The 26,615-nt window shown below is 58.6% G+C and carries 22 protein-coding genes; 8 read left to right on the forward strand and 14 right to left on the reverse strand.

Features of this window, described 5'->3' with window-relative positions; genetic code table 11:
• The first annotated feature begins 85 nt into the window (after nucleotides 1-85).
• Nucleotides 86-1,693, forward strand: a complete 1,608-nt coding sequence (locus EGI20_RS04565; RefSeq protein WP_498630010.1) for a methyl-accepting chemotaxis protein — start codon at nucleotides 86-88, stop codon at nucleotides 1,691-1,693.
• Between the two features lie 85 nt (nucleotides 1,694-1,778).
• Nucleotides 1,779-3,557, forward strand: coding sequence for an aminopeptidase P family protein (locus tag EGI20_RS04570; protein ID WP_498630013.1), 1,779 nt, complete (start codon nucleotides 1,779-1,781; stop codon nucleotides 3,555-3,557).
• A gap of 113 nt (nucleotides 3,558-3,670) precedes the next feature.
• On the opposite strand, the gene EGI20_RS04575 is transcribed toward EGI20_RS04570, so the two are convergent.
• The 7 genes from EGI20_RS04575 to EGI20_RS04605 form a co-directional block, all read right to left on the reverse strand.
• Nucleotides 3,671-4,978, reverse strand: coding sequence for a hemolysin family protein (locus tag EGI20_RS04575; protein ID WP_498630015.1), 1,308 nt, complete (start codon nucleotides 4,976-4,978; stop codon nucleotides 3,671-3,673).
• 238 nt (nucleotides 4,979-5,216) lie between these two features.
• A complete protein-coding gene (locus EGI20_RS04580) occupies nucleotides 5,217-6,188 on the reverse strand; it encodes a M14 family metallopeptidase (protein WP_498630017.1) in 972 nt (323 codons plus the stop codon).
• 180 nt (nucleotides 6,189-6,368) lie between these two features.
• Nucleotides 6,369-8,672: a Tex family protein gene (locus EGI20_RS04585; protein WP_498630019.1), complete on the reverse strand. Its 2,304-nt coding sequence runs from the start codon at nucleotides 8,670-8,672 to the stop codon at nucleotides 6,369-6,371.
• A 73-nt stretch (nucleotides 8,673-8,745) separates the two neighbouring features.
• The gene (locus tag EGI20_RS04590) at nucleotides 8,746-9,102 is read right to left on the reverse strand and encodes a SpoIIAA family protein (RefSeq protein WP_498630021.1); all 357 of its coding nucleotides are present in this window, start codon (nucleotides 9,100-9,102) and stop codon (nucleotides 8,746-8,748) included.
• A gap of 37 nt (nucleotides 9,103-9,139) precedes the next feature.
• On the reverse strand, nucleotides 9,140-10,009 hold the full coding sequence (locus tag EGI20_RS04595) for a DMT family transporter (RefSeq protein ID WP_498630023.1): 870 nt from the start codon (nucleotides 10,007-10,009) through the stop codon (nucleotides 9,140-9,142).
• A gap of 19 nt (nucleotides 10,010-10,028) precedes the next feature.
• The gene (locus EGI20_RS04600; protein ID WP_498630025.1) at nucleotides 10,029-10,919 is read right to left on the reverse strand and encodes a DMT family transporter; all 891 of its coding nucleotides are present in this window, start codon (nucleotides 10,917-10,919) and stop codon (nucleotides 10,029-10,031) included.
• On the reverse strand, nucleotides 10,916-11,452 hold the full coding sequence (locus EGI20_RS04605; protein WP_498630027.1) for a hypothetical protein: 537 nt from the start codon (nucleotides 11,450-11,452) through the stop codon (nucleotides 10,916-10,918). Before EGI20_RS04605 ends, EGI20_RS04600 begins: the two co-directional genes overlap by 4 nt.
• A gap of 254 nt (nucleotides 11,453-11,706) precedes the next feature.
• On the opposite strand from EGI20_RS04605, the gene EGI20_RS04610 reads away from it, so the two are divergent.
• Complete coding sequence (locus EGI20_RS04610; protein ID WP_498630029.1) at nucleotides 11,707-13,239, forward strand: methyl-accepting chemotaxis protein; 1,533 nt, start codon at nucleotides 11,707-11,709, stop codon at nucleotides 13,237-13,239.
• A gap of 85 nt (nucleotides 13,240-13,324) precedes the next feature.
• Here EGI20_RS04610 and EGI20_RS04615 read toward each other — a convergent pair whose 3' ends face one another.
• A complete protein-coding gene (locus EGI20_RS04615) occupies nucleotides 13,325-15,829 on the reverse strand; it encodes an EAL domain-containing protein (RefSeq protein ID WP_498630031.1) in 2,505 nt (834 codons plus the stop codon).
• A gap of 253 nt (nucleotides 15,830-16,082) precedes the next feature.
• On the opposite strand from EGI20_RS04615, the gene hypF reads away from it, so the two are divergent.
• Entirely contained in the window at nucleotides 16,083-18,386 is a 2,304-nt protein-coding gene (hypF, locus tag EGI20_RS04620; RefSeq protein WP_498630033.1) for a carbamoyltransferase HypF, read from the forward strand.
• 65 nt (nucleotides 18,387-18,451) lie between these two features.
• On the opposite strand, the gene phaR is transcribed toward hypF, so the two are convergent.
• Nucleotides 18,452-19,024, reverse strand: a complete 573-nt coding sequence (phaR, locus tag EGI20_RS04625; RefSeq protein ID WP_498630035.1) for a polyhydroxyalkanoate synthesis repressor PhaR — start codon at nucleotides 19,022-19,024, stop codon at nucleotides 18,452-18,454.
• Nucleotides 19,025-19,252: 228 nt separating this feature from the next.
• Between phaR and EGI20_RS04630 the strand changes: the two genes are divergently transcribed.
• The 3 genes from EGI20_RS04630 (at nucleotide 19,253) to EGI20_RS04640 (ending at nucleotide 21,933) form a co-directional block, all read left to right on the forward strand.
• On the forward strand, nucleotides 19,253-19,807 hold the full coding sequence (locus EGI20_RS04630) for a phasin family protein (protein WP_498630037.1): 555 nt from the start codon (nucleotides 19,253-19,255) through the stop codon (nucleotides 19,805-19,807).
• 150 nt (nucleotides 19,808-19,957) lie between these two features.
• Nucleotides 19,958-21,085: a M14 family metallopeptidase gene (locus tag EGI20_RS04635; protein WP_498630038.1), complete on the forward strand. Its 1,128-nt coding sequence runs from the start codon at nucleotides 19,958-19,960 to the stop codon at nucleotides 21,083-21,085.
• A 365-nt stretch (nucleotides 21,086-21,450) separates the two neighbouring features.
• A complete protein-coding gene (locus EGI20_RS04640; protein ID WP_498630040.1) occupies nucleotides 21,451-21,933 on the forward strand; it encodes a glutathione peroxidase in 483 nt (160 codons plus the stop codon).
• A gap of 42 nt (nucleotides 21,934-21,975) precedes the next feature.
• On the opposite strand, the gene EGI20_RS04645 is transcribed toward EGI20_RS04640, so the two are convergent.
• From EGI20_RS04645 to cysK, 4 genes are all read right to left on the reverse strand, one after another.
• Nucleotides 21,976-23,004, reverse strand: coding sequence for a histone deacetylase family protein (locus EGI20_RS04645; protein ID WP_498630041.1), 1,029 nt, complete (start codon nucleotides 23,002-23,004; stop codon nucleotides 21,976-21,978).
• A 97-nt stretch (nucleotides 23,005-23,101) separates the two neighbouring features.
• On the reverse strand, nucleotides 23,102-23,497 hold the full coding sequence (locus EGI20_RS04650; RefSeq protein ID WP_498630043.1) for a YchJ family protein: 396 nt from the start codon (nucleotides 23,495-23,497) through the stop codon (nucleotides 23,102-23,104).
• Nucleotides 23,494-23,964 carry a hypothetical protein gene (locus tag EGI20_RS04655; protein WP_498630045.1) on the reverse strand — a complete coding sequence of 157 codons (471 nt, stop codon included), beginning with the start codon at nucleotides 23,962-23,964 and terminating at the stop codon, nucleotides 23,494-23,496. Before EGI20_RS04655 ends, EGI20_RS04650 begins: the two co-directional genes overlap by 4 nt.
• 43 nt (nucleotides 23,965-24,007) lie before the next feature.
• Nucleotides 24,008-24,940, reverse strand: coding sequence for a cysteine synthase A (gene cysK, locus EGI20_RS04660; RefSeq protein WP_498630047.1), 933 nt, complete (start codon nucleotides 24,938-24,940; stop codon nucleotides 24,008-24,010).
• A 120-nt stretch (nucleotides 24,941-25,060) separates the two neighbouring features.
• On the opposite strand from cysK, the gene EGI20_RS04665 reads away from it, so the two are divergent.
• Nucleotides 25,061-25,927, forward strand: a complete 867-nt coding sequence (locus EGI20_RS04665; protein ID WP_498630049.1) for an ion transporter — start codon at nucleotides 25,061-25,063, stop codon at nucleotides 25,925-25,927.
• On the opposite strand, the gene EGI20_RS04670 is transcribed toward EGI20_RS04665, so the two are convergent.
• The coding region (locus EGI20_RS04670; RefSeq protein WP_498630051.1) for a glycerate kinase at nucleotides 25,924-26,615 on the reverse strand (692 nt) is incomplete at its 5' end. The two genes, EGI20_RS04665 and EGI20_RS04670, sit on opposite strands and share 4 nt — an antisense overlap.

Raw genomic sequence — 26,615 nt, forward strand, 5'->3', positions numbered from 1 at the left:
CAAATTCCAAATAAATATATAAAAAAGACAATGGACTGCAAAAACCTTAAAATTAATAAGGTCAAAAACAATCAGGCCATGACATATGTCGCTTAAAAAACAGATCATGCTGGCTTTTGCCGGCTCATTGTCACTGCTTCTGGTCGCGGTCTTGCTGGCGCTATTTGCTTTGGGCCAGATCAATGCCGGTTTTAACCGGCTGGCCCAACACGATCAGGTCCTCGCCGACAGCGTCTCCTCGATGTATGCCCAAGGCCTGCAGACAGGACAGGCACTACGCAATGTATTGCTCGACCCGGCGAATCCAACGGGCCATAAAAATCTGGCAAAGGCACAGGCAACATTTCACGAAGACCTGAAACGGGCCGAATCGCTCTCGGATGCGCAATCCCAGAGCGCCCTGGCTCAAATCCGTGCCAAAAGCGAACAACGTGATCGCCTGATCACCGAGATTGCCAGCATGGCAGCCAGCGATGGCGTACTGGCGCGTGAGCGATTGAATAAGCAGGAAACGCCGCTATGGCGTGAAATACGCCAGACACTGATCGAGCAAGGCAAACAAACGGCGCAACATGCCACAAACAAGCGTGCCGAACTGGCCGCAGATCTGCAGTATTACCAGATAGTCTGCGCGAGCCTCGCGCTGGCGGCCGTACTGATGGCCATGCTGTCGATAGCCTGGATGCTGCGCGGTCTTCGCCACAGCCTGGGAGCCGACCCGCAAGAATTGGCGCAGATCGCGCATCAGGTTGCAGCCGGGCATCTGGATATCGCCATACCCTTCGCACCGCCCCGTAGCGCCATGGCGGCCATGGGACAGATGCAATCCGGGCTGACTACGCTGGCGCAAGCCATTCATGCCCAATCAGATGAGCTATCCACCCAGTCCGCGCAAATTGACCAGCAAAGCGAAGGGCTGTTCGAGCGCATCACACGTCAAAGCGATGCCGTGGCGATGATGGCAAGTTCAGTCGAACAACTGACCGTCAGCGTCAACCATATTGCCGAATCCGGACAGACCATTTTGCAAAATGTCGAGGACGGCATGGCGCACTCGGGCAAGGGGCTGATAGCAATAGATCAGGCCAGTAAAGGCATGCTGGATGTTGCCCGGAAAGCGGGAGATGTCAGTATGGTGCTCGAGAGCCTGCAGTCCGAATCGACAAAAATCCAGAATATTGTCAACGTGATCCGCGATGTGGCAGAGCAGACCAATCTGCTGGCGCTGAACGCAGCCATTGAAGCCGCTCGTGCCGGCGAAGCCGGACGCGGCTTCGCCGTGGTGGCGGATGAAGTACGCAAGCTTGCCGAACGAACAGCTCGCTCAACCGGCGAGATCGAAAGCACAATGGCGAGTATCCAGCACAGCATCAAAAACGCCAATCATGCCATGCAGAACAATGCCGAGGCCGTCACCGCGCAAGAAGGACTCATTGCCCAAACCGGGACAACGATACGCCAGCTGGACTCGAGCAATCAGCACATTCAGACGCAGGTTGCCCAGATCGTTCACGCTATTGGCGAGCAGGGGCTGGCTAGCAAGGAAATTGCCACCGGGATCGAGCAGGTCGCTCAACTGGCCGAACAAAACCAGATCGCGCTGGCACAATGCCGCCAGGCAATCGGCCAGACCGCGGGTCTGATATCCACACTGCGCAAGAGCGCAGGACGATTCCGGCTGAGCCGGAGCTGATGTGTAAAGCTGGCGGCCACTATCCACACTTGCCGCCAGCGCCCTCGCCACCGACAATGGGGACCTACCCGCAAGAGGAAGCCCCATGAACTCAGCCCTGACCCGCCTGCGCCAGCATATGGCTGCGCTAGGCCTTGATGCCTGCCTGATTCCGTCGTCCGACCCGCATCTGTCCGAATATCTGCCCGGGCACTGGCAGGCGCGGCAATGGCTGTCGGGTTTTACCGGCTCCATGGGGACGCTGATTGTCACTCAGGATTTTGCCGGCCTGTGGGCGGACAGCCGCTACTGGACGCAAGCCGAACAGGAGCTTGCCGGCAGCGGGGTTACGCTGGTCAAGGTTGAAACGGCCGCCAGCACCCAGCATCTCGACTGGCTGGCCAGCCAGCTAAAAGCGGGCCAGGTACTGGCTGTCGATGGTGATGTACTGTCGCAAGGTGCCGCCCGCGCCCTCAAGCAGGCGCTGAGTCATAGCGGCGTCGTGCTCAACACCGCGCTTGATCCGGTCGCTGCCATCTGGAGCGAGCGCGCGGCACTGCCAAGCGCGCCGGTGTACGAACATCTGCCACCTGCCGCCTGCGAAAGCCGAGCCGACAAGATCACACGCGTACGCAGCGCCATGGCCACGCAAGGCGCCAACTGTCACTGGCTCTCGACACTGGACGATATCGCCTGGCTGCTCAACCTCAGGGGCAGCGATGTCAGCTACAACCCGGTCTTTCTTGCCCATCTGCTGCTGAGGCAGGACAGCGCCACCTTGTTTGTCGGCGCCGGCAAGCTGGATGCGGCCCTGGCCGCACGCCTTGGCGCCGATGGCGTCACGCTCGCCCCCTATGCGCATGCCAAGGCGGCGCTGGCTGCACTCGCGCCGGACGCTACGCTATTACTGGATCCGGCACGGGTTACCCAGGGTTTCGCCCAAAGCGTGCCGGACAATGTGCGCATCATCGAAAGCATCAATCCCAGCACGCTATTCAAGTCATGCAAGAGCAAGGCCGAAGCCAGCCAGATCCGCGCCACCATGGAGCAGGATGGCGCGGCACTGTGTGAATTTTTTGCCTGGTTCGAATCGGTCATAGGCCGCGAAAGTATGACCGAGCTGGATATCGACACCCAGATCACCGCCGCGCGCGCGCGCCGGGCGGGCTTTGTGTCCGAGAGTTTCGCCACCATTGCCGGCTTTAACGCCAACGGCGCATTGCCGCACTACCGCGCCACAGCTCAGGCACACGCCACCATTCAGGGCGACGGCTTGCTGCTGATAGATTCCGGCGGCCAGTATCTGGGCGGCACCACCGACATCACCCGCGTCGTCGCGGTTGGCACCCCCAGCGAGGCTCAAAAGCGCGACTTTACGCTGGTACTCAAGGGCGTGATCAATCTGTCGCGCACCCGTTTCCCCAAAGGCACGCTGTCACCCATGCTGGACGCACTGGCGCGTGCGCCGCTGTGGCGGGAAAACATAGACTTCGGCCATGGCACCGGCCATGGTGTCGGCTATTTCCTTAATGTGCATGAAGGCCCGCAAAGCATTTCGCGTGCGCTGCCGACCCCGCATATGGCGATGCAGCAAGGTATGGTGACCTCGATCGAGCCGGGCATTTACCGTCCGGGGCGCTGGGGGGTACGCATTGAAAATCTGGTACTCAATGTCGAGGCTGGCGCCAGCGAGTTCAATGATTTTCTTGCTTTCGAGACGCTGACGCTGTGCCCGATCGATACGCGCTGCATCGTGCTTGCACTGCTGGATACCGCCGAGCGCGACTGGCTTAACACCTACCATGCCGAAGTACGCAGCCGGCTACTGCCGCATGTAGAAGGCGCCGCCCGCGACTGGCTACTGACCTCTACCCTGCCAGTCTGATGCAAGCGCCGGCTTTCGGATGCCGGACGCGCGTACAGCGATAAAAAAGCCGCGGGCATCTGAACGCCCGCGGCTTGCCGAAAAAGTAGCGGCTCGCCGCTGTGCCTGGCCACTCAGGCAGGCAAGTCATTATCCGGCTCGACCACCTCCCGGCTGGCAAGCACCTTGTCGATACGCATCTCGTCCATATCGACCACTTCCAGCTGCCAGCCTTGCCAGCACACGATATCGCCGGTACGCGCGACCCGCCCCAACAGCAGCATGATCATCCCCGACAAGGTGTGGTAGCGGCCCTTGTCCTCCTCCGGCGTTTCCTTGAGTTCAAGCTTGTCCTTGAGCTCGGGCACCGGAATCGAGCCGTCCAGCAGCCACGAGCCATCCTCGCGCTGCAAGGCCCAGGCGTCGTCAGCGTCGCGCGGGGTAAACTCACCGGTGACCGCTTCCAGGAGGTCATGCAAGGTGACAATGCCCTCGACCTCGCCATACTCGTCGATCACCATCGCCATCTGGGTGCCGCCAACGCGGAACTGTTCGAGTAGCTCCATCCCGGTCAGCGTCTCCGGCACGAACAACGCCGGTTGCAGCAGCGATGCCCAGTCCGGCTCGCCGCCGGCCAGGGCGGCGGTCAGCACATGCTTGGCGTTGGCCACGCCGCTGAGCCGGTCCAGCGCACCGGCACAGACCGGATAGCGGGTAAATTCGGAGCCGGTCATCCGTGCCAGGTTGTCGGCAAACGGCAGCGTGGTGTCGAGGCTGACCACGTCGGCACGCGGAATCATCAGCGACGAGAGCTGGCGGTCATCGAGACGGAACACATTACGCAACATCTCGTGCTGGTGGGTGTCGATGGTGCCGCTCTCGCTGCCCTCGTCGAGCATGGTCTGGATCTCTTCCTCGGTCACACCACTGGCAATCTGGTTACGCACCCCCATCAGGCGCAGCAAAGCCTCGGTCGACAGCGACAGTAAATGCACGAACGGCCGGGTTGCCAGTGCCAGATACTGCATCGGGCGCGCCACCAGCCGGGCGATAGTCTCGGGGGCCATCTGGCCGATCCGTTTAGGCACCAGTTCGCCGACCACGATAGAGACATAGGTGATGACGATCACCACCCCCACCGTTGCGCCAATCGACGCACCGTGCCCCGGTACGCCCAGCGACACCAGCCACACGGCCAGCGGCTCGGCCAGTACCGCCTCACCGAAGATACCGTTGAGGATGCCGATCGAGGTGATGCCGATCTGCACGGTGGAGAGGAAGCGGGTCGGCTCTTCGCCCAGCTTGAGCGCGGCAGCGGCGGCGTGGTCGCCGTTATCGGCAAGCTTGGACAGACGTGCGCGGCGCGCGGTGACCAGCGCGATCTCGCTCATGGCAAACACGCCATTGAGAATAATCAGGCCTATCAGGATCAGCACTTCCACGACGTTGCCTCCTGTTGGCAATACGCGTGGCAGTACAAGGGGGATGCAGGATGAACAACAGAACGGACAGAGGGGAAAGGGTCCATAGGATCGCGGGCAGGCCCGCAGTCATTCCTTAACAATAAAAACGGCTAGATCTTACCTACATTTTGCATGTTTGCAAGATCAGCGCACATCAGCGGGACTCATAGGCACGCGATGGCTGGCGGTGTTCAGCCAGCCTTGAAACGGCATTCACTTAGCCCAAACGCCCCGACTCGCGCGCCAGATAAAACCACTCCTGCCCCGCCTGCGATTTCACATTGGGGAACACGATGCGCCCGTCGTCCACTGCCAGTACCGGCGTGCCGTCGGCACGGATGGCGATCTGCTCACCCTTTTTTACCTTGTCAAAGCTGACCCACTCGCGCACAAACTGATCATCGGCGTGCATGCGGTCAATCACCTCATACAGCGACAGCGCCTCCATCCCGTCAACCGGTGCAGGTGCGGGTGCATCAATCAGCCCCAGATGCGCCAAGGTATTGACGATGGCCTGATACGCCACATCGGGTGCAGCCGGGTCTTCATGCTGGCCGCACTCCAGCGTCAGCGCCCAGCCGCCACAACGGCGCATCCATTCGGTCGTACCCATGCCGTAGCGCGGGTCGGTATTCAGCTGCATCTGGCGCGAATCGGCCTCGCCAAACAAGGCCACCCGCCGCTTCACCCCCAGCGCGTAGGTCGACAGCCAGCCATCCACCGCACGATTCACCCCCAAACGGCGTGCCAGCGCTTCTTCCTTGCCCGCATGGACAAACGGCTCCAGCGTACCGGCATTGTCATGCGGCCCCATAAACACAAAAGCCTGCCCCTTGGACTGGAAAGAATGCAGGTCAAGCAGCACATCGTGCTGCGCCAGCAGCGGGCATAGCCAGTTGGCGATGCGGTCTTCAAACTCCAGTGGCGTATCGGTCGGCGCAAAATTACGGTTAAGGTTGCGGTCGCCCGAGCGCTCGCCCTTGTTGTAGGCCAGCGGATTGGTCACCGGCACCAAGGTTACGCAGCCTTGCTTGAGCACGCGTGCGCCACTCTCGAATTCGGCCAGCAGACGGCGGATACCCAAGGTGCCGCAAACCTCGTTACCGTGCACGGCGCCCAGCACGATTAAGCGCGGACCGGCTTGGGGAGAGGCAAATTGGTAGGATGAAAATTGCAAAGGGATAGACATGGTGCGCTCGCAGTTTGGCAATCCCCAGAAGATAAACCGGATCACCTCATCATGCCAATGCAGTTAGCACTCTCAAGTGCCCGCAAATCAGCCTGCGCTTGCCCTGAATCCCGGGCCTGGTGATGCATGCCCGCAAAAAAAGCCCGCACTTTGGCGGGCTTTTCAAGAAAACAGATGGGCTTAGCGCTTCAGCCTTGCCAACGCTTCCGCCATCGCATTATTGGCCGGCGCTTTTTCCGGCGCCTTGCCCTTGCCGCCACGCGGGGCATCGCTGCGACCAGCCGGTGCACTGGAACGCTGGGCACCAGGCTCGTCGCTCATGCGCATGGTCAGCGCGATGCGTTTACGCGCCACATCCACTTCCATCACCTTGACCTGCACCACATCGCCTGCCTTGACCACGGTACGCGGATCATCGACAAACTTATTGGACAAGGCGGAAATATGCACCAGCCCGTCCTGATGCACGCCGATATCGACGAAGGCACCGAAGTTGGTGACATTGGTGACGCAACCTTCCAGCACCATGCCCGGCAGCAAATGCTTGATGTCCTCGATCCCGTCCTGAAAGGTCGCCGTCTTGAACTCGGGGCGCGGGTCGCGCCCCGGCTTTTCCAGCTCTTTGAGGATATCCATCACCGTCGGCAAGCCAAAACGCTCGTCAGTGTAGTCGGACGGACGCAGCGCCTTGATGGCGCCGGCGTCGCTAATCAGTTCGGACACCGCACGCCCGGTACGACTGACGATTTTCTCCACCACCGGATAGGCTTCCGGGTGAACCGACGACGCATCCAGCGGATTGTCGCCGCCGCGTATGCGCAAAAAGCCTGCTGCCTGCTCGAAGGTTTTTTCACCCAGACGCGGCACTTTCAATAGCGCCTTGCGGCTTTTGAACGCACCGTTGGCATCGCGATAGGCCACGATATTTGCTGCCAGCGTGGCATTCAGCCCCGAGATGCGGGTCAGTAGCGGCACCGAGGCCATATTCACATCCACCCCGACGGCATTGACGCAGTCTTCCACCACGGCATCCAGCGACTTGGCCAGCTGGCTTTGGTTGACATCGTGCTGGTACTGGCCAACACCAATGCTTTTAGGATCTATCTTCACCAGTTCGGCCAGCGGGTCCTGCAGGCGCCGGGCAATCGACACCGCACCGCGTAAGGAAACGTCCAGCGCCGGAAATTCGCGCGCGGCCAGCTCGGATGCCGAATACACCGATGCGCCGGCCTCTGACACCACCACGCGCGTCATCGCCAGTTGCGGCAGTGCACGGGTCAGCTCTTCGGCCAGCTTGTCGGTTTCGCGGCTGGCGGTGCCGTTGCCAATGGCAATCAGATCAACCTGATGGCGCACGGCCAGCGCAGCCAGGGTAGAGAGCGCGCCATTCCAGTCGCGGCGCGGCTCGTGCGGGTAAACGGTGGCGGTATCCAGCAGTTTGCCGGTGGCGTCGACGACGGCGACTTTCACGCCGGTACGGATGCCGGGATCCAGCCCCATGGTGGCACGCGCGCCAGCCGGTGCGGCCAAAAGCAGGTCGTGCAGATTGCCGGCAAACACCTTGATCGCCTCGGCGTCAGCCGCATCTTTCAGCCGGCCCAGCAGCTCCAGCTCGAAGGAAAGGAAAATCTTGGCACGCCAGCACAGGCGCACCCCGTCCAGCAGCCATTTATCGGCGGCTCGGCCCTGATCGGCCACCGCAAAATGGCGGGCAATCAATAGCTCATAAGCCGAACGCTCGGTAATCGGCGTTTCGTCCGGCTGGTATTTAAGGCTGAGCGTCAGAATGCCCTCATTGCGGCCACGCAGTAGTGCCAGCGCGCGATGCGAAGGCGTGCTGCGTATCGGCTCGCGATGGGCGAAGTAATCGGAAAACTTGGCACCTTCGGCTTCCTTGCCCGCAACCACGCTCCCGGTCAGCTCGCCCTCTTGCCACAATTTGTCGCGCAGAACGCCCAAAAGCGCGGCATCTTCGGCAAAGCGTTCGATCAGAATGGCGCGGGCACCATCCAGTGCGGCCTTGGCATCAGCGACACCCTTATCCAGCGCGATATAAGCGGTGGCCGCCGCTTCGGGCACTTGGTTGGGATCGGCCAGCAGGCTATCGGCCAACGGCTCCAGCCCGGCTTCGCGCGCGATCTGGGCACGGGTACGGCGTTTGGGTTTGTACGGCAGGTACAGATCTTCAAGCAGGGTTTTATTGTCGGCCCGCAAAATGGCGGCCTGCAGCTCGGGACTGAGCTTGTCCTGTTCGGCAATGCTTTTGAGTATGGTATCGCGGCGGGCATCCAGCTCACGCAGATAGACGAGACGCTCATCCAGCAGGCGCAACTGGGTGTCATCCAGACCTCCGGTCACTTCCTTGCGGTAGCGCGCGATAAAGGGCACGGTTGCGCCCTCGTCAATCAGTTCGACCGTGGCAAGGACTTGCGCCTCGCGGACATTGAGTTCCGCCGCGAGGCGGCTGGCAATAGACTTGATCATGCGGCTTTTCTGTCTTGGCGAAGAAAAGTCCCTACTGTAGCGGCTAAACCGGTAAAAGCAAGCCCTGCAAGCCTTACAGCGGTTCCGCGCCCTTGAGCCAGGCCTGCGCTTCTTCCAGCGTTTCAAAGTGGTGCGAGCGCGCATCGGACAGCATGCCGGCAATATGGGTCGCCAGCTTGATCCACACATCCTCGACCACCAGCGCGATGCGGCCGAAGTCTTTTTCATGCGCACGCATGAATTTCACCTCTTCCAGCGCCATGTCGATGGTGAAGTCCTTCAGCTCGGACAAGTCCAGCAATACATCAGGCTTGCGCTGCTCGCCGACACGCTTCATCAGCGCCGCTTCGAACAATTTGAAATCGGCCAGAGTAAATTCGCCATACAGGGCGACATCCAGGCCATAGTCCTGCTCACGGATGGAAATCATGCGCTACACCTCTCACGTTATTCATGCAATTAACATTCTAGCGCCGGCTGGCGAGCATTCCACTGATCACAATCAATATTATTGCCGACAGCGATGCCCCGGGCAGGGACTCGTCCCACAACAGTACACCCAGCAAGGTGGAAAACACCACGGTCAGGTAGGACAGGTTGGCTGCCACCAGCTTGTTGCCAACCTTGTAGGCGCGGGTCATCGCCAGCTGGGCAATGGTGGCGGTGATGCCCAGCCCGGCCACCATCAGCATGGTGTAGCCATCCATAGGCTGCCAGCCCTCGAACGATACCAGCACCGCCCCGCCCAGCGTCGCAATCAGCGCGAAATAAAACACAATACGCCACTCAGGCTCGCCCAGACGCGCAAGCTCGCGCACATGCAGATAAGACCAGCCGGCCAACAGGCCCGAACACAGCCCCATCAGGCCCACCAGCCAGGCATCCGACGCCAGTGTCGGGCGCAATAGCAGCACCACCCCGACAAAACCCAGCGCCAGCGCAAACAGTGCGCGCGGCGACAGTTTCTCGCGCAAGAATACGACCGACAGCAGCGCAAGGAACATGGGCGAGGTGTAATTCAAGGTCACTGCGGTCGCCAGCGGCAGATGGGCGATGGCATAAAAGTACAGCAGCAGCGAGGTGTAAGCCAACAGACCGCGCTGGACATGGCGCCGCAGGCAAGGCGTCGCAAAACGCTGGCCTTTGAGCAAGGCGGGTATCCCCAGCAGCAGCACGCCAATCAGCGTGCGCCAGAACACCAGTGCGCTTGAGCTCAGACTGGCTGAGCCCAGTTTGACGAATACCCCCATCAGGCCGAAGAAAAAAGCGGCCACCACCATCCAGCCCGCGCCCAGGGAAAAATCCCGCCTGCGCGCAGGCAAAAACAAATACTTCATACCGTTCCAAAAAGAAAATTTATCCGCGCCGTGCCGCAATCACACCGGACAGGATCACCAGCATCATCGCCAGCACCGCGTCGCCGCTCATGGCTTCACCCCAGAGCAGAACGCCAAACAAGGCGGAAAAGACGACAGTCAGATAGGCAAGGCTGGCGACCAGAAAACGCCGCCCTTCCTGATAGGCACGGGTCATCGCCAGCTGGCCGGTCAGGCCGAATAGCGCGACACCGAGCAAGGGCCCGACATTGGCGCTATTTAATGGGGTGAAGCCCGGGCCAAACAGCAAAAACACCAGACCAAAGCCGCTGGCGAGCCAGAAGAACCAGAACACCGTGCGCCACGATGGCTCCCCCATCTGTCCCAGCTCGCGCACCTGAAACACGGCGAAGCCGGCACACAGGCCAGAGCCCAGGCCTATCAGCGTGGCAAACCAGGCATCCGAAGCGAAGCCGGGTTTAAGCAGCAGCACCACCCCGATAAAGCCCAGCGCCAGAGACAGCCCCACGGCCGGTGTCAATCGGTCGCGCAGCTTGATCATGCACAGCAGGACAAAGAAAAGCGGCGAAGTGTAATTCAGCGTAATCGCGCTCGACAAGGGCAAATGGGCGAGTGCATAAAACAGCATGGCCATGGAGGCATAACCGATAACGCTACGCTTGAGATGGGCAGGAAAATTACGCGTGCGCGGCGACTGTCCGCGTAGCCGCATCACCCCCGACAGGCACAAGGCGCCCAGCAAAGTGCGCCAGAACAAAAGCTCGGTCGAAGAAAACGTGCGCGCCCCCTCCTTGACGAATACCCCCATCAGCGCAAACGACAGCCCCGCCAGCACCATCCAGCCGGCGCCCAGTCGTCCCGCGCGCACGCGTAGCCATAGCGCCTGCCTTGCGCGGATGGCCGTACTCATGGCTGCTCGCGTTTGCTACTGACGGCAAACTTCAGGCACAGGCTGGAAAAAGGCTGGCGGTAGTGTTTGAACTCGGACGCATTGGCACTGCAATCGGCCTCGAACACCCGGCGCGAAGCCTTGTCCAGCTGCCACACCTTCTGGTGGCGCCGCACGATCCACAGGCCATTCTGTACATTTTCGCTTTCGCGATAGTCCAGCAGCACACGGCCACGCTTTTCATCCAGCTCGATACGGCTGGCAGCCTCGCGCCCGCCCCGGGCACTACGGTATGGCTGGGTCAAGCGCTGCAAGCTGTCACGCTTACCCAAGCGGCGCACGCTGAACACCGCACGCGCATCGCCACGCTCCCGGTCTTCTGCACGTCGGGGCAGAACCTGCAGGCTGCGGCGCTTTTTCTCGGTCTTGCTAGTGACCTGCCACTGCGCCGGCAAATCGAAGGTCAGGGGCCACACGGTATCGCGATAGGGCGCAGCCCATGCCCAAACAGGGAAACAGAGCAGCAAAACAGGCAACAAAGGCAAACGCAACATGAGGGCAATCGATTTCTAGGCATGGCGGAATAGGCCGCTTTTATCATTCTGCCTCAAACCATACTTATGACACCAGCGATTCAGGCAAGACCCACACCCAAGCCAAAGGCCAAAAATACAGCGTTGCGGCTTGATCGCCCCCCCAAAATACACCATTGTTCTAATCGAACATTTGTTTTAGAGTTCACCCACAAAACCATTCATCACCGCTACGGTTTTGATAATAAAAAGCAAATCACGGGAGAGACTTCATTATGACGCTACAAAGCATCACCGAGTGGTTTATTCCTGCCGCTGTCCGCCAGCAGCAGGAACTGCTCATCCGCGCCCGTACCATCATCAGCGCGGCGCTAACCGCGGGCCTGATCGCACCGCTGTTTGCCCTGTCTTACTACAAGCTGAACCACCCGGCGATGGCAGACGGCATTTTGCTTGGCTGCCTGTTGCTACTGGCCGGCGCTTTCGCACTTAAATTCAGCGGCATGGTACGTCTGGTTGGCGAGTACGTGGTGCTATGCATGTTTGCACTCGTGAGCTGGATGGTCTACGTTAACGGCGGCGTCATGTCGACCAGCATTGTCTGGTATGCCGCAGTGCCGATGGCGGCCATATTTATCAATGGCCGCAACTCGGGCACGGTATGGAGCGGAATGACCATTCTGGCCATCATCGCCATGCTTGTTTTGTCGGAGAATCACGGCTGGCTCCCGCCTACCCCCATTGCCCACGAAGAATTCCCCAAGCTACAGGCAAAATCCCTGATCGGACTCACGCTGACGGTATTCATCCTGTCGCTTTCATTTGAAAAAGCCAAAGCTCGTGGTTTCGGGAAACTGGAAGCCGCGCGCGAAGAGGCGGAAAATGCAAGCCGCATCATGAAGGAGATGATGGCGCAGGTGACGCATTCCATTCAGGCTGCAACAACCGAAAGCCGCGACATTGCCAGCAGCGCCGGCCTGATGGCCGACACCATGACCAAACAGCGCCAACGTGCCGAAAACATGGTGACAGAAACACGGAAAATGTCGGCATTGACGCAGCAAAGTGCCCATGAGTCACAACGGGCCACCACCATGGCCGAGGCCGCAGGCACCGCGGCGCATGCGGGTGGAGAGGCGATGGATGCCGCCGTACAACAACTTAACAAAGCGCGTGCCGTCATCGATGCGGCAGCAGAAAAACTGGAAGAACTGGGCGAGCGCAGTACGGAAGTCGACAGTATCGTACAGATGATCCGTGAAATTGCCGACCAGACCAATTTGCTGGCACTCAATGCAGCGATCGAAGCGGCACGTGCTGGCGAGTTCGGCCGAGGTTTTGCCGTCGTCGCAGATGAAGTCAGGAAACTGGCTGAGCGCACACAAAAAGCCACCGTGGATATCGGCGACAAGATACATCTTATTCATGAGGGCACGCAGTCATCGCTTATCGCCATGCGGGAAGGCAATACCCAGATGCGAGCGGGCCGCGAGCATACACTGTCGGCTCATGAAAAGCTTGGAGGGATGATCGCCAATACGCTGGAACTTGGCCACCTTTTGCAACAGGTTTCAATGGCAGAGGCCAAGCAAAACGAAGGCTTCAGTCACTTCGCCAGCAATATTACCTCGATCGAAAGCGATACCCGGGCGCTATCTGCAGAAACCGATACCATAGCCCATGCAACCCGGCAACTGGATAGGCTGATGGCGGAGCTTGGCAAGTCAATCACCACATTCCAGACGCGAAATACAGCGCCCCACTTGGCACCAGATGCGCGTAGCGAGCCGCAACGCTACTATGCCTGACCCGGTTTAAGCCCCACAAAGGGTGCGCATCTGACTACAGCCGCGCACCCTCGCTTTGCCTTTGCTCCCGTCAGGGCCGCCGCCCTTATAACAGGCAGGCCGCTTTATCCCCAGCCAGCCAGCGTCCCATCTCCTGGGCCGGCAAGGGTCGGCTAAACAGATAGCCTTGCGCCATCGTGCAGCCATGCTGTAGTAAAAACTGGCGGTGCGCTTCCAGTTCGACACCTTCGGCGACAATGTCCAGCTCCAGACTGCGGGCCATCGAGATAATGGCCGCAGCAATAGCGGCATCATCCCGGTCGTGATGCAAATCTTTGATAAAGGATTGGTCAACCTTGAGCACACTGACCGGCAGCTTCTTCAGATATGCCAGCGATGAATAGCCGGTGCCGAAATCATCAATGGAAAGCGCAATCCCCAAAGCGCGCAAGCTGCTTAACTGGCCCAGCACGTCGCTATCGACATCCATGGCCGTGCTTTCGGTAATTTCCAGCTCCAGAAACCCGGCCGGCAAACCGGTCTCATCCAGAATACGCCGGATCATGGCAACAATATTACCGGAAGCGAACTGACGCCCGGACAGGTTTACCGCCACCCGCCCCTCCAGCACACCCTGTGCCAGCCAATGACTAGCCTGTGTGCAGGCAGTGCGCAATACCCATTCACCGATAGGAATAATAAGTCCGGTTTCCTCGGCCAGCGGAATGAAGTCAGCCGGCGAGACCGAGCCCAGATCCGGGCTAAACCAGCGCAACAGCGCCTCGGCACCACAGCAACGGCCACTGGCCAGATCTATCTTGGGCTGGTAGTAAAGCGCCAATTCCCCACGCTCCAGTACCCGGTGCAACGCGAACTCCAGCTCCAGCCTGGCCATGGCACGGACATTCATATCTGACGCATAAAACTGGAATGCATTTTTTCCGCGCGCCTTGGCCTTGTGCATGGCCGCATCGGCATTCAACAATAAAGTCTCGGCGTTATGTCCGTCATCCGGGTACAAGGCGACACCGATGCTGGCGGTAATAAAGAGGGGGTTGCCGTCTACCTGAATTTCGCCAGCTAACTGATCCAGTGTTTTCTGCACCAGCGCCGCCAGTAGCACTACGCTTTCGCCGTATTCATACAAAACCCCGAACTCGTCTCCGGCCAAGCGTGCCACGCGTGCACTGTCTGGCAGGCTGGATTTCAGCGTCGTTGCGACTTGGCGCAACAAGGCATCCCCGACCTGATGGCCAAGCGTGTCGTTGATCAGCTTGAAGCGGTCCAGGTTGACATGCAGGACAGCAAACTGCCCGCCATTCAGGCTGCGCTGCACCGCATCTGCGACATAATCAGCAAACAAGGTGCGGTTGAACAAGCCGGTCAACGCGTCATGATTCGCCAGAAAATGCAAACGCTCTTCAGACAACTTGCGCTGGGTGATGTCCGAGAATACCCCTACATAGTGCAGGATGCTGCCATCAGGCTCACGAATGCCGGAGATGGACAGATGCTCGGAATACAGCACACCATTTTTGCGCCGATTGACCAGTTCGCCCTGCCAATTCCCTTCATTTTTCAGGCTCTGCCAGAAAGCCTGATAGAACTCGGGCGACTGCTGGCCGGATTGCAGTATCGCCGGCGTATTTCCCAGCACCTCCTCACGGCTGTAACCCGTTATCCGGGTAAATGCCGCGTTGACATGCAAAATCACACCCGCCGGGTTGGTTACAACGATGCCCTCCTGCGTCGACTCGAAGACCTTTTCCGCCAGCATCAGGTTTTGACGCGAATTTGCCAGCGCCGCATCCCGTTGTTGCAAAGCTTGCTGCAACTCGGCAATGAACTCGTGCTCGATCGAATACATGATATCGACCACACCGACTATCGCCTGCAAGCATCCATCCAGCCCGGATACGCCCATATGGCGCGTTTTTTGCGCCAACAATTGCTGGCGCACCGCCAGTAATGACGTATTCACGGCGACGCTACGCATCGGGTAACTGCACACTTCGCGCACGGCGACATCCTGCTGCTGCCGGGCAAGCAGCGCCAGCACATCTCGCGCAGTCAGGATGCCCCAGCTGCCATCGGCAAAATCGATGGCCAGCGCATCACGGCCGCTATCACGCAACGCCTGCAAGGCTTCAGATAAAGGACGATCTGCACCGATACTCACCAAAGGTGCCAGCGACAGGTTGTCCAGCCGGGTACAGCGTAAAAAGACCTCGCTGCCCTGATGCGATACGATATCGGAGGCTGACACCACGCCTACATACTCCCCATCCCGGGTCAGCAATGCATGGCGGATCTGCTTCTGGCGAAAAAAGGCAGCCACTTCCTGTGTACCCAACTCGGCATCAAGCGTGAATACCGGCGCGCTCATCACCTCGGCGATCGCTTGCGATAAACCATCATGGCAGCCTACACCCATCTTCAGCGCGTCGCTTTCGGTCCAGATACCCAGAGCCTTGCCGGCAGGGCTCATCACCACAATGGATCCGCAATGCGCATCGACCATCATGCGGGCCGCCACGGCCGCAGGGGTTTCTGGACTGCAACTGAGTATATTGCTGGATGCCAGCGTTGCTATCGCGCGTTGGAACGTCACACACACCCCCAATAAAAAACCGCCACCGGCCATTTACCATGCACGGCAAGCACGATAAATGCTGGACAATCATTTTCACCACCTCACATTCAATTCGAATAATAACAAATTCATCCAATTTAGTTCATGAAATTATCAATTTCCACTTTCAATCAATATTTAAAAGCTTAAAATGCAGGAATTACTTTCCGCGCTGCAGCATGGCTCGACATAAGCTGCATGTTTATCCGATACAGCACACCGAGAAAAACACATGACGACTTGCCGCACCCGCCTCACCATTCTCGGACGCGTTCAGGGCGTCGGCTTTCGTCCTCATGTCTGGCGTATAGTTAAACACCACCATCTGGCTGGTTTTGTGAAAAATACCGGCGAAGGCGTCGTTATCGAGTTGCAAGGCCCTAGCGAAACAGTGGCAGCATGCAAAAAAGCTCTGCGCCAGAACTTGCCACCCCTGGCCAGACTGGACAGCCTGACGCAGGAAACCATCCCGCCGCAAGACGAATGCGATCAATTCGAAATACTCAGCAGCAGCGGCAAGGCAACACACGCTTATGTGCCGGCAGACATGGCAAGCTGCCCCAACTGCCTGCATGAGCTTTTCGAACAAGGCAATCGCCGCTACCGCTACCCGTTTATCAACTGCACGGATTGCGGTCCACGCTACAGCATCACCCACGCCCTGCCATACGACAGGGCCGAAACCAGCATGGCCGCCTTTACCTTGTGCCCAAGCTGCCATGATGAATACCACACCCCGGAAAGCCGTCGCTTCCATGCCGAGCCGAATGCCTGCCCGGCATGCGGCCCGCGCCTTTCATTGACCGATCGCTTTGGCCAGGCCCTTAAAGGCGATGCGATAGCGGGCTCCTTGCAAGTACTCAATATGGGACGCAGCATCGCCATGAAAGGTCTGGGAGGCTTCCACCTGGTTTGCGATGCAAATAAGGAAGAGGCCGTAAGACGGATACGCGGACAGAAAAAACGGCAGGACAAACCTCTGGCAGTCATGGTGCTCAACATCGCCTCTGCCCGACGTCTATGCCATATCAGCGAGGAAGAAGCCGAGCTATTGGCATCACGCGAGCGTCCTATCGTACTGCTGCGCAAGCGTCATGACACCGACGCCAAACTAGCTGGCGTGGCACCAGGACTGGACAGTCTGGGGGTTATGCTGCCTTACACGCCACAGCAATGGCTGCTGTTTCATGAAGCACTGGGCAGGCCGGATGGCCATGCATGGCTGGAAGAAGCCTGTGACCGCGTCTGGGTCATGACGAGCGCCAACCCTAGCGGCGAGCCTATTGTGATCAGCAACAAGGAAGCGCGCGAGCGACTGAACCAGTTGGCGGATGTATTCTTGCTGCACAACCGCAATATCGTCGCACGCTGTGACGATAGCGTACTGATTCAGGATGGCAAGCAGCCACTCTTTCTGCGTCGCGCCCGTGGCTACGCACCAGACCCGCTCCCTCTGGCAAGTACCGGCCCCAGTATTCTGGCACTGGGCGCCCAGCATAAAAATACCGTTTGCGTCCTGCGGGGACAGGAGGCCTTTGTCTCACCACATGTCGGCGATCTGAACCATCCGCTTAACTGCGATGCCATGGAGGCCAGCGCCCATCACCTGCTTGAACTGACCGATATCACGCCTGCCGCCATTGCCTGCGACCTTGACCTCAGCCAGGACTCAAGCCGGCTGGCCGAAGAGATGGCCAGACACTACCGTGTGCCTCTGTTTCATATCCAGCACCATCAGGCGCATATTGCCGCAGTACTGGCCGAGCATGGCCACACCAGCCCGGCATTAGGCCTGGCGCTGGACGCATTCGGACTTGGGGAAGACGGCAAAGGCTGGGGTGGCGAACTCATGCAGGTCCATGGTGGCCGCTTCGAGCTATTGGGCCAACTCGCCCCCCTCCCCTTGCCAGGCGGCTTGCGCGCCATGCGCGAGCCATGGCTTATGGCAAGTGCCTTGCTCTATGCACTGGGTGAAGAACAGGAGGCCCAGCGCCGCTTTGGCCAGCGCCCGGCCTGGCCTGCCATTGCGGCCCAACTGGAAAAGCCGCTGCAACTACAAAACACCAGCAGCATGGCGCTTTGGTTCGCGGCGATCGCGGGCCTGTGTGGCCTGTGCGATGAACAGCGCTTTGACAACGAGGCCTTGCAACGTCTGGAGGAAATAGCAGCAGAATGCGCGCCCATACTGGATGGCTGGCAGATAAAAGACATGCAGCTTGACCTCAAACCGGTATGTCGCCAATTAGCCAGTCTAGGAGGTAAAACCGGTGAAATTTCCGGCATCTGGCATGCGACACTTGCCGCTGCACTGGCGGACTGGGTACACCATGCCTCCGTGGCCAGTGGCATCAATACCGTGGTGCTAAGCGGAGGCTGCTGTAGCAACCGCAAACTGATGGCAGCATTACTGCCCCGCCTGCAAGACGACGGCATCAAGACATTGCGCGCCAGGCAACTGCCGCCAAACGATGGCGGAATCAGCCTGGGACAAGCCTGGATCGCCCGCCAGCGCCTGCAGGCCCAGACAAAAGGGTAAATGGGGTGAATGCAAAACGCCTGCCACACTGGCAGGCGTTTGTATGCGGAAGCTGCAGACAAGCTTTATTTTTTGTTGCTGTCTTCGGCTTGTACCGGTGGGACAGGAAATCCGGGGAAAGCAAACCCCGAGAACAACTGCTTGGTCTGCTCCTGCATACGGCTTTGCATATCAAGAAACGTACTGCTGCTCTGCTCCATATAGTTCGACATCAGGTTTTGCATCGCAGGTGCCTGAAGCTTCATATACTCGCCCCACAAATTGGCATTCCAGCCGTTGCCATCCGAGCATAAGGAACGGCTCTGCTCCTGCATCTTTTTCTGCAACTGGCCGAAAATTTCCAGGTTCTTCTCCAAAAACGGCCCCATCATGCCCTGCATCGCCTGACCATAAGAACGGATGAACTGGGTCAGCACATCATGAGTAAATATGGGAGAGCCACCGCTTTCCTCCTCCAGGATGATCTGCAGCAAAACACTGCGCGAAATATCCTCTTGGGTCTTGGCATCCACTACCTGCAGGTCGACATTGTCCAGTACCAGACGCTTAACATCCTCCAGCGTGATATACGAACTGGTCGCGGTATCGTACAGACGGCGGTTGGGATATTTTTTAATAACCCGTTTTTCTGTGCTCATGAAACTCCCCCTTTGTATATTTCTGTTTTACATTGCAACACAACATTACTCTATCATAAAAACAACAGAGTAGAGTTAAACGTCTAGCACCATGCTGCACTGCATGATAGATTGAGGTGGATTGTGCATAGCACAACCAAAAAAAACAATCACTTGCTGCAAAAAGAACTCAAAACGGCATCCTGAATCGCCCGATTAAAACCTTCAAAACTTAAGGAAACCGACGATATGAATACCGCCAAAGAACAACTCAATACCTTTTCTCTCAATCACTACGAGATCACATTGCGCGCAGCACAAATCGCGCTAGACAGCACCGAGCGCCTGATCAGATTCAATCTGGACATCTCCAAGCAAACCTTGCAAGAAAATTCCGAGTTTGCCCGTGAACTGTCAGGCACAAGTGACCCGCAAAGCATCGCAGCGAATTTCAACAAAATGGCCGGCCTCGCCGCTGAAAAAGCCGTTGAAAATGCACGCGGCTTCTACGAGATCATTTCCCAGACGCAAAGTGCCATGACCAAACTGGTCGAAGACAATATCGGCAACTTCAATAAAGGCCTGATCAGCTCGATTGAAACCCTGGCCAAGAATGCACCGGCAGGCTCCGATGCAGCCGTCAGCGCCGTCAAAACATCGATTGCGGCCACCGCTGCGGCCGTCAACAGCGTGACGCAAAGCGCACAGCAAGTGGTACACCTTGCCGACAGCAATATCAAAACGGCCGGCAGCGCGACCGCTGATGCGGTTAAAAACGCCAACGCCAAGCGCAGCAACGCATAAGTCTGCACTTTCGGGCTTGCCGCCACCGGCAAGCCTGCATCCGACACCCCGCTAGCCGGGGTGTTTTGCATCATGGGGGTGATACGCCAGCCAACAAGCAGTACAATCTGCCCTTGTTTCCACCGTTCACCGAGCCCGAGGTTATATCGGATGAAAATCAGCAGCCATTTTGACGCCGGCAGTATCGAAGTTGTCCAGTTTGACGATTTTTCCGACATCCAGCTAAAGATCCGTCAGGACAATGCAGCCAGCTTTGCCCAATGGTTTTATTTCCGCCTGCAAGGCGCAGCCTACCAACCCTGTACGCTACGCTTTCTCAATGCAGGAGAATGTGCCTACCCGCAAGGCTGGCAGGACTATCAGGCCATGGCCTCATACGACCGCGTCAACTGGTTTCGCGTACCGACGACTTATGATGGGCAGACACTGACCATCGAGCATGTACCGCTGGCCGGCAGCATCTACTACGCCTATTTCGAGCCCTACTCCTACGAGCAGCACCTCAACCTGATCGGCCAGGCACAAAGCTCCGGCCTGTGTGATGTCAGCTCGCTGGGCTCAACCATTGAAGACCGCGATATCGACCTGCTGACCATAGGCCACGAAGTCGAGTCCGACCTCAAGATCTGGATTATTGCCCGCCAGCATCCGGGGGAAACCATGGCCGAATGGTTTGTCGAAGGCTTGCTCAATCGCTTGCTGGACCCACAAGACCCGACCAGCCGTTTGCTACTGGACTCGGCCACGTTCTACATCGTGCCCAATATGAATCCGGACGGTGCCATCCATGGCAACCTCAGGACCAATGCCGCCGGTGCCAACCTCAATCGTGAATGGAATGCACCAAGCGCAGACAAAAGCCCGGAAGTACTGGCGGTTCGCCAAAAAATGCTGGAAACCGGGGTTGACCTGTTCCTCGACATCCACGGCGACGAGGCCCTGCCTTATGTCTTTGCCGCAGGCAGCGAGGGTGTGCCTTCATACGATGAACGTATTGCCAGACTAGAGACGCTCTTCAAGGAGCAATTGCAGCTTGCTTGCCCGGATTTCCAGGATGAAATCGGTTATCCGAAGCAGGAAAAAGGACAAGCCGAGCTGACCTGGGCAACCGCCTGGGTCGCCGAACAGTTCCGCTGCCTCGCTTTTACGCTGGAAATGCCGTTCAAGGATAACGCCAACCTGCCGGATGACGACTTTGGCTGGAGCGGCCAGCGCAGCCTGCGCATGGGTGAAGCTGCACTCTCCCCCAGTCTCGCCGTCTTGCGCCACCTGCGCTGATTTCACATCAGCCTGACACTTTACATACCAATACCGGCAAGCAGATCTCGTCCTGACTCAGGCGGACTGCTTCCGGACACATGACACCGCCTCCCCTTTTTGTTGCAGATAGTAATCAGATCCATCTCCTTTCTCTATTCATCCTCGCTTTTCCCCCATACATGCTCTACCTTTAACGAAGGATCCGGTTTGCCCTTGATGGGCGCAGGGTTCTTGCACAGCAAGCAGTTTTCCTTGGGGCGTCGTGGTTCCCCCTTGCCACGGCGCTTCTTTTTTGCCTGTGACTTCCCGCCAGTACTCCAGCCATTGCGTTTGGCATCCACCTTGTCTTAAGCTGGCTATTCTTCATCCTTGCGGTAGCCCTGATGCCATCCCCTATCTATCAATACGCGCCGTTGGCGATAAATGGCCAGCCTTTGCCCATGAGCCAGTTTGAAGGTCAGGTTCTGCTCATCGTCAACACCGCCAGCGCATGCGGCTTCACCCCGCAATATGCCGAGCTTGAAGCGCTGCATCAGCGTTATCATGCACAGGGCTTGGTCATACTGGGCTTTCCTTGCAACCAGTTTGGCCAGCAAGAACCGGGGGATGCGGCAAGCATCGGTGCGTTCTGCCAGAAAAACTACGGCGTCAGCTTCCAGCTGATGGACAAGGTCGACGTCAACGGTAAAGACGCGAGCCCCTTGTGGGATTACCTGAAAAAAGAAAAGCCAGGCTTGCTGGGCCTGCCTGCGATCAAATGGAATTTCACCAAGTATCTGGTTGACCGTCAGGGCCATGTCGTCAGGCGCTTTGCCCCGCAAACCACCCCCACTTCCATGGCGAACGAGATCGAAGCGCTGCTGTAAAGCATAAAGGGCTGGCATCTCGGATGACCGCCAGCCCTCCTATTAAGCGCCTTCAAATCCGGTCAGGACATTGACCGCATTGATGCCGATAGCCTCCACCGCATAGCCCCCCTCAAAACAGAACTGGGTAGGCAGACCCAGGCGTGCCAAACGGGCGCCCAAGCGGATAAAGTCTTCGTGTTTGAGTGCGAAACGAGAAATCGGATCGCCCTCATAGGTATCCACGCCGAGCGACACCACCAGCGCCTCGGCGCCATATGCCTGAATGCGGGTGCACGCAGCTTCCAGCGCCGCAAACCAGCCAGCCACATCCGTGCCCGCAGCCAAAGGATAGTTGGCGTTAAAGCCCAGTCCGTCACCCTCGCCCTCCTCGTCGGCAAAGCCGAGAAAGAACGGATATTCGGTGCGCGGGTCACCATGTATGGACAAAAACAGCACATCGGAGCGGCGATAGAAAATATCCTGCGTCCCGTTGCCGTGATGGTAGTCGACATCCAGCACGGCAAGCTTGCGCACGCCGCCATCCAGCAGGCGCTGCGCGGCAATCGCCGCATTATTGAAGTAGCAGTAGCCGCCACAGTAGTCATAGGCCGCATGATGACCGGGCGGACGCGTCAGGGCGAACACCGATTTCTCGCCAGCCAGCAGACAATCGGCTGCGGTGACGGCCACATTGGCAGCCGCAGTAATCGCAGGCCAGGTACCGGCGGTCAGGGGGGTACCTGCATCCATAGAGTAATAGCAAAGCTGGCCTTCGACATGCTCGGGAATACGCTCGCGCAAACGCCGTACCTGCCACATTTTGGGCAAGGCATCCCAATCGCGCCCGGTAGCCGACCAGCGCTGCCAGGCACTCTCCCAGAAACGTACATAGCCCTCATCGTGCACCTTGAGCACGGGCTCCAGCCCATGCGGCTTAGGTGCCAGCACCTCGCCTAGCGTCTGGGCGCGAACCTGCGCCAGCACCATATCGGCACGCGACGGTTTCTCAAAGCTTGCAGTCAGCGTGCCGTTGTAGAGCTCGGCCCGGCCTTGATGCAGGTGGTGATCATCGGTATAGACAGTGCGCATGGTTTCCCCGCAGGACAAGAAAACCACATGCTGCGCTGCTTTAAAGACTCAGGTCAAACAAGACCTTCAAGCTGTTTGCGCTAGCGCAATGCCGGCTTTACGCAATGTCGCCATCCACATAAAACCAGCGACCGCCTTCGAACACAAAGCGGCTTTTTTCCGTCAGATGCTGCGCCCGGCCACCCGCTTTGTAGCGTGCGACAAATTCGACCGTCCCGCTTGCATCACCGGGCAGACCTTGCGACAGCGAGCGAATTTCCAGAGCAGTCCATTTAACCGGGTCTTCGGCCAGATCCAGGCTTGCCGGGCGGGTGGACACATGCCAGCTTTGCAAGAGATAGGCCGTGTCTTTTTTGACATAGGCCGTGTAGCGCGAACGCATCAGGGCTTGGGCGCTGGGTGCGGCCTGGCCCGCCAGATAGGGCGCGCAGCAGGCGTCAAAATCCAGAGCGCTGCCACAAGGGCAGCGCTCTAAAGTCTGCTTTTTTTTCATTGCAAAGGGGGAAGGCTGTAAACCTTCATCAGGAAATTGGTAAAAGCAGGCTCACTTGGCTTGGGTTTCAGGTACAGCCAGCGACGCTGCCAGTTTTTAAGCAGCTCGAACATGCGGTTATGCGCCATCGGCTGCGTCATGATATCGGCGTCCCGCGCCACTGCCATCTGCCGGTAGGCGCGAAATACCTCATCATCCACGCTATTGCGCCCGACCCAAGCCAGACGGGCGCGCCCCAGCGCATCGGCCGCCTGGGTGCGCGTCATCCGCCCGGTCTTTACTTCGTCTGCCAGCCGGTTAGCTTCGAACAGCAAACGCTCGCTCTGGCTTTGTATCGCCGGCTTGGCTACTTCAGGCTTGGGCATGGGCTTGATGCCGGCAGGTGCACTTGCCTTGAAAGGGTCGAAGCCGGCACAGCCGGCTAGCAAAGACGCCGCAAGAAAAACAATCAGCAATTTTGGTTTCATGTCTGCATTCTATACGACGTTGGCGCAGCCGGCCGCCAAAGCCTCAAGCCAGATCTTCAAACAGCGGGGTCGACAGATAGCGCTCGCCAAACGAAGGCACCACCACCACGATCAGTTTGCCGGCATTCTCACTCTTGCGCGCCAGTTGCAAAGCGGACCAGACGGCGGCGCCGGACGAGATACCGACTAGCAGCCCCTCTTCTTTTGCCAGCGCACGCGCGGTGGCAAATGCGTCGTCGTTCTTGACGCGGATAATCTCATCGTAAACGGCGGTATCCAGTATGGCAGGCACAAACCCGGCACCTATACCCTGCAGCGGATGCGGGCCCTTGGCACCACCGGACAAGACCGGCGAGGCATCCGGCTCGACTGCGACAATCTGCACCTCAGGCTTGTGTTCCTTGAGGAAAGAGCCCACGCCGGTGATGGTGCCGCCAGTGCCGACCCCAGCCACGAAAATATCGACCTGACCATCGGTATCGCGCCATATTTCTTCGGCCGTAGTACCGTAGTGGATGGCGGGATTGGCAGGGTTTTCAAACTGCTGCGGCATAAAATGAGTAGTGGGGTTGGCCTCTACCAGTTCGCGCGCGCGCGCGATCGCGCCGCCCATACCTTCCGGCCCCGGCGTCAGGATCAGCTCGGCACCATAGGCCTTTAGCAGCATGCGCCGCTCACGGCTCATGGTTTCCGGCATGGTAATCACCAGCTTGTAGCCGCGCGCGGCACACACCATGGCCAGCCCGATGCCGGTATTGCCCGAAGTCGGCTCGACAATCACCGTGTCCGACCCGATTTTGCCGGCTTTTTCACCCGCGTCTATCATCGCGGCGGCGATACGGTCTTTGACCGAGTGCGCCGGATTGTAGAATTCCAGCTTGACCACCACGTCGGCCACACAGCCTGTGGTCACGCGGTTGAGTTTAACCAGAGGGGTGTTGCCGATCAGGTCGGTTACCGTATTGGCGATGCGCATGAACTGCTTCTCCTAGATAGAATAGCGGGCTGGGGTTTCATCTCAGCCACTATATTAAACAGAATAACAAACACTGCCATAATATCTATTTTTTATAAGAAAGAAACCAAGCTCCCCGCTATGGAACAAGAACCCCTGATCCCACTGCAAGGCTGGCGCCGCAAGCTATACATCATTATCTTCGAAGCCGATACCCGCGCCGGGCGCAGCTTCGACATTATGCTGTTGCTGATCATTGTCGCCTCGGTACTGAGCGTCATGCTGGAAAGCGTGGCCAGCGTACGCGAGCACTATGGCCCGCAGTTGCAACTGCTGGATGTGGCATTCGCCCTGTTTTTTACCGTCGAATACATCCTGCGTCTGGTGTGCGTACACAAGCCCATGCGCTACGCCAAAAGCTTTTTCGGTGTCATCGATTTGCTGGCCGTGCTGCCCTTTTATATCGGGCTGTTTATCCCCGGCAGCCATTTTCTCGCCGACATCCGCATCCTGCGCCTGCTGCGCCTGTTCCGCATCCTCAAGCTCACCCACTATATCGGCGAAGCCCAGCAGTTAAAGCGCGCCCTGATTGCCAGCCAGCGCAAGATCACCGTCTTTCTGGCGACCGTCATCATGCTGGTCATCATCCTGGGCACGCTGATGTATCTGATTGAAGGGCCGGAAAACGGTTTCAACAGCATTCCGCACAGCATTTACTGGGCCATCGTCACCCTGACCACGGTCGGTTTTGGCGACATCACCCCCAAAACCCCACCCGGTCAGGCGCTGGCCAGCGTCGCCATGATTATGGGCTACGGCATTATTGCCGTACCGACCGGCATCGTCAGTGCCGAGATAGCCAAAGGCGGAGCCAGTCCACTGCCGGAGGTGCGCTCGGGCACGCGTTTGTGCCCGCACTGTTTCAGCGAGGGGCATGACTGGGATGCACGCTATTGCAAATATTGCGGCGGCCACTTGCCGCGCCCGGCGCGGGGCACGGTCAGCTAAGCACGCCTTGCCCGCAACACCGTCCGTGCCAGCTGCTCGCAAGCTTGTTCCAGCAAGGCCGGCGCCTGCCCCATGGCCACACTTAAAGACATAGGCTCATGGCACAGCGAGAAGCAGCCATCGAAAGAGGCTGCTAGGCGCCCTGCCGGATCCGGCCGGATCGCACCGGATAGCAGCGACACCGGCACGCCGGCGGCTTGCGCCAGTTTCGCCACCACAAAAGGTGCCTTGCCCGACAGGGTTTGCACATCGGAAGCGCCCTCGCCGGTCAGCACCCAGTCGGCCTCGCGCAAGGCCGCCGCCAAGCCAGTGTGATCTGCCACCGCCTGCGCCCCACAGATCCGCTGCCCTCCCAGCAACAGCAAAGCCCAACCCATGCCACCAGCCGCACCGGCACCGGCCTGCTGCGCCAGCGCATCGCCCCCCGCCAGTATGGCGAGCCGCTGCAGCACTTTGTCAGCGGCTAACTGCTCTGCCGCAGTCAGCCCTTTTTGTGCACCGAAAACCGCCGAAGCGCCTTGCCTGCCGCACAAGGGGTGATCAACATCGCTCCACAACTCGATCCGGGTGTTCGCCAGACGCTGATCCAGCGCCGATAAGTCCACCTGCGCCAAATCCGTCAATCCCGCAGGGCTAGGCCGCAGCAATTCCCCCTGCGCATCCACAAAGCGCGCCCCCAGCGCAAGCA

It is taken from the genome of Aquitalea sp. S1-19 (assembly GCF_024343515.1).

Excerpts from the sequence above, each read along its gene's own strand:
- EGI20_RS04565 (WP_498630010.1), top strand. The coding sequence starts at position 86 with ATGTCGCTTAAAAAACAGATCATGCTGGCTTTTGCCGGCTCATTGTCA.
- EGI20_RS04570 (WP_498630013.1), top strand. The coding sequence starts at position 1,779 with ATGAACTCAGCCCTGACCCGCCTGCGCCAGCATATGGCTGCGCTAGGC.
- EGI20_RS04580 (WP_498630017.1), bottom strand. The coding sequence starts at position 6,188 with ATGTCTATCCCTTTGCAATTTTCATCCTACCAATTTGCCTCTCCCCAA.
- EGI20_RS04585 (WP_498630019.1), bottom strand. The coding sequence starts at position 8,672 with ATGATCAAGTCTATTGCCAGCCGCCTCGCGGCGGAACTCAATGTCCGC.
- EGI20_RS04590 (WP_498630021.1), bottom strand. The coding sequence starts at position 9,102 with ATGATTTCCATCCGTGAGCAGGACTATGGCCTGGATGTCGCCCTGTAT.
- EGI20_RS04595 (WP_498630023.1), bottom strand. The coding sequence starts at position 10,009 with ATGAAGTATTTGTTTTTGCCTGCGCGCAGGCGGGATTTTTCCCTGGGC.
- EGI20_RS04600 (WP_498630025.1), bottom strand. The coding sequence starts at position 10,919 with ATGAGTACGGCCATCCGCGCAAGGCAGGCGCTATGGCTACGCGTGCGC.
- EGI20_RS04605 (WP_498630027.1), bottom strand. The coding sequence starts at position 11,452 with ATGTTGCGTTTGCCTTTGTTGCCTGTTTTGCTGCTCTGTTTCCCTGTT.
- EGI20_RS04610 (WP_498630029.1), top strand. The coding sequence starts at position 11,707 with ATGACGCTACAAAGCATCACCGAGTGGTTTATTCCTGCCGCTGTCCGC.
- hypF (WP_498630033.1), top strand. The coding sequence starts at position 16,083 with ATGACGACTTGCCGCACCCGCCTCACCATTCTCGGACGCGTTCAGGGC.
- phaR (WP_498630035.1), bottom strand. The coding sequence starts at position 19,024 with ATGAGCACAGAAAAACGGGTTATTAAAAAATATCCCAACCGCCGTCTG.
- EGI20_RS04630 (WP_498630037.1), top strand. The coding sequence starts at position 19,253 with ATGAATACCGCCAAAGAACAACTCAATACCTTTTCTCTCAATCACTAC.
- EGI20_RS04635 (WP_498630038.1), top strand. The coding sequence starts at position 19,958 with ATGAAAATCAGCAGCCATTTTGACGCCGGCAGTATCGAAGTTGTCCAG.
- EGI20_RS04640 (WP_498630040.1), top strand. The coding sequence starts at position 21,451 with ATGCCATCCCCTATCTATCAATACGCGCCGTTGGCGATAAATGGCCAG.
- EGI20_RS04645 (WP_498630041.1), bottom strand. The coding sequence starts at position 23,004 with ATGCGCACTGTCTATACCGATGATCACCACCTGCATCAAGGCCGGGCC.
- EGI20_RS04650 (WP_498630043.1), bottom strand. The coding sequence starts at position 23,497 with ATGAAAAAAAAGCAGACTTTAGAGCGCTGCCCTTGTGGCAGCGCTCTG.
- EGI20_RS04655 (WP_498630045.1), bottom strand. The coding sequence starts at position 23,964 with ATGAAACCAAAATTGCTGATTGTTTTTCTTGCGGCGTCTTTGCTAGCC.
- cysK (WP_498630047.1), bottom strand. The coding sequence starts at position 24,940 with ATGCGCATCGCCAATACGGTAACCGACCTGATCGGCAACACCCCTCTG.
- EGI20_RS04665 (WP_498630049.1), top strand. The coding sequence starts at position 25,061 with ATGGAACAAGAACCCCTGATCCCACTGCAAGGCTGGCGCCGCAAGCTA.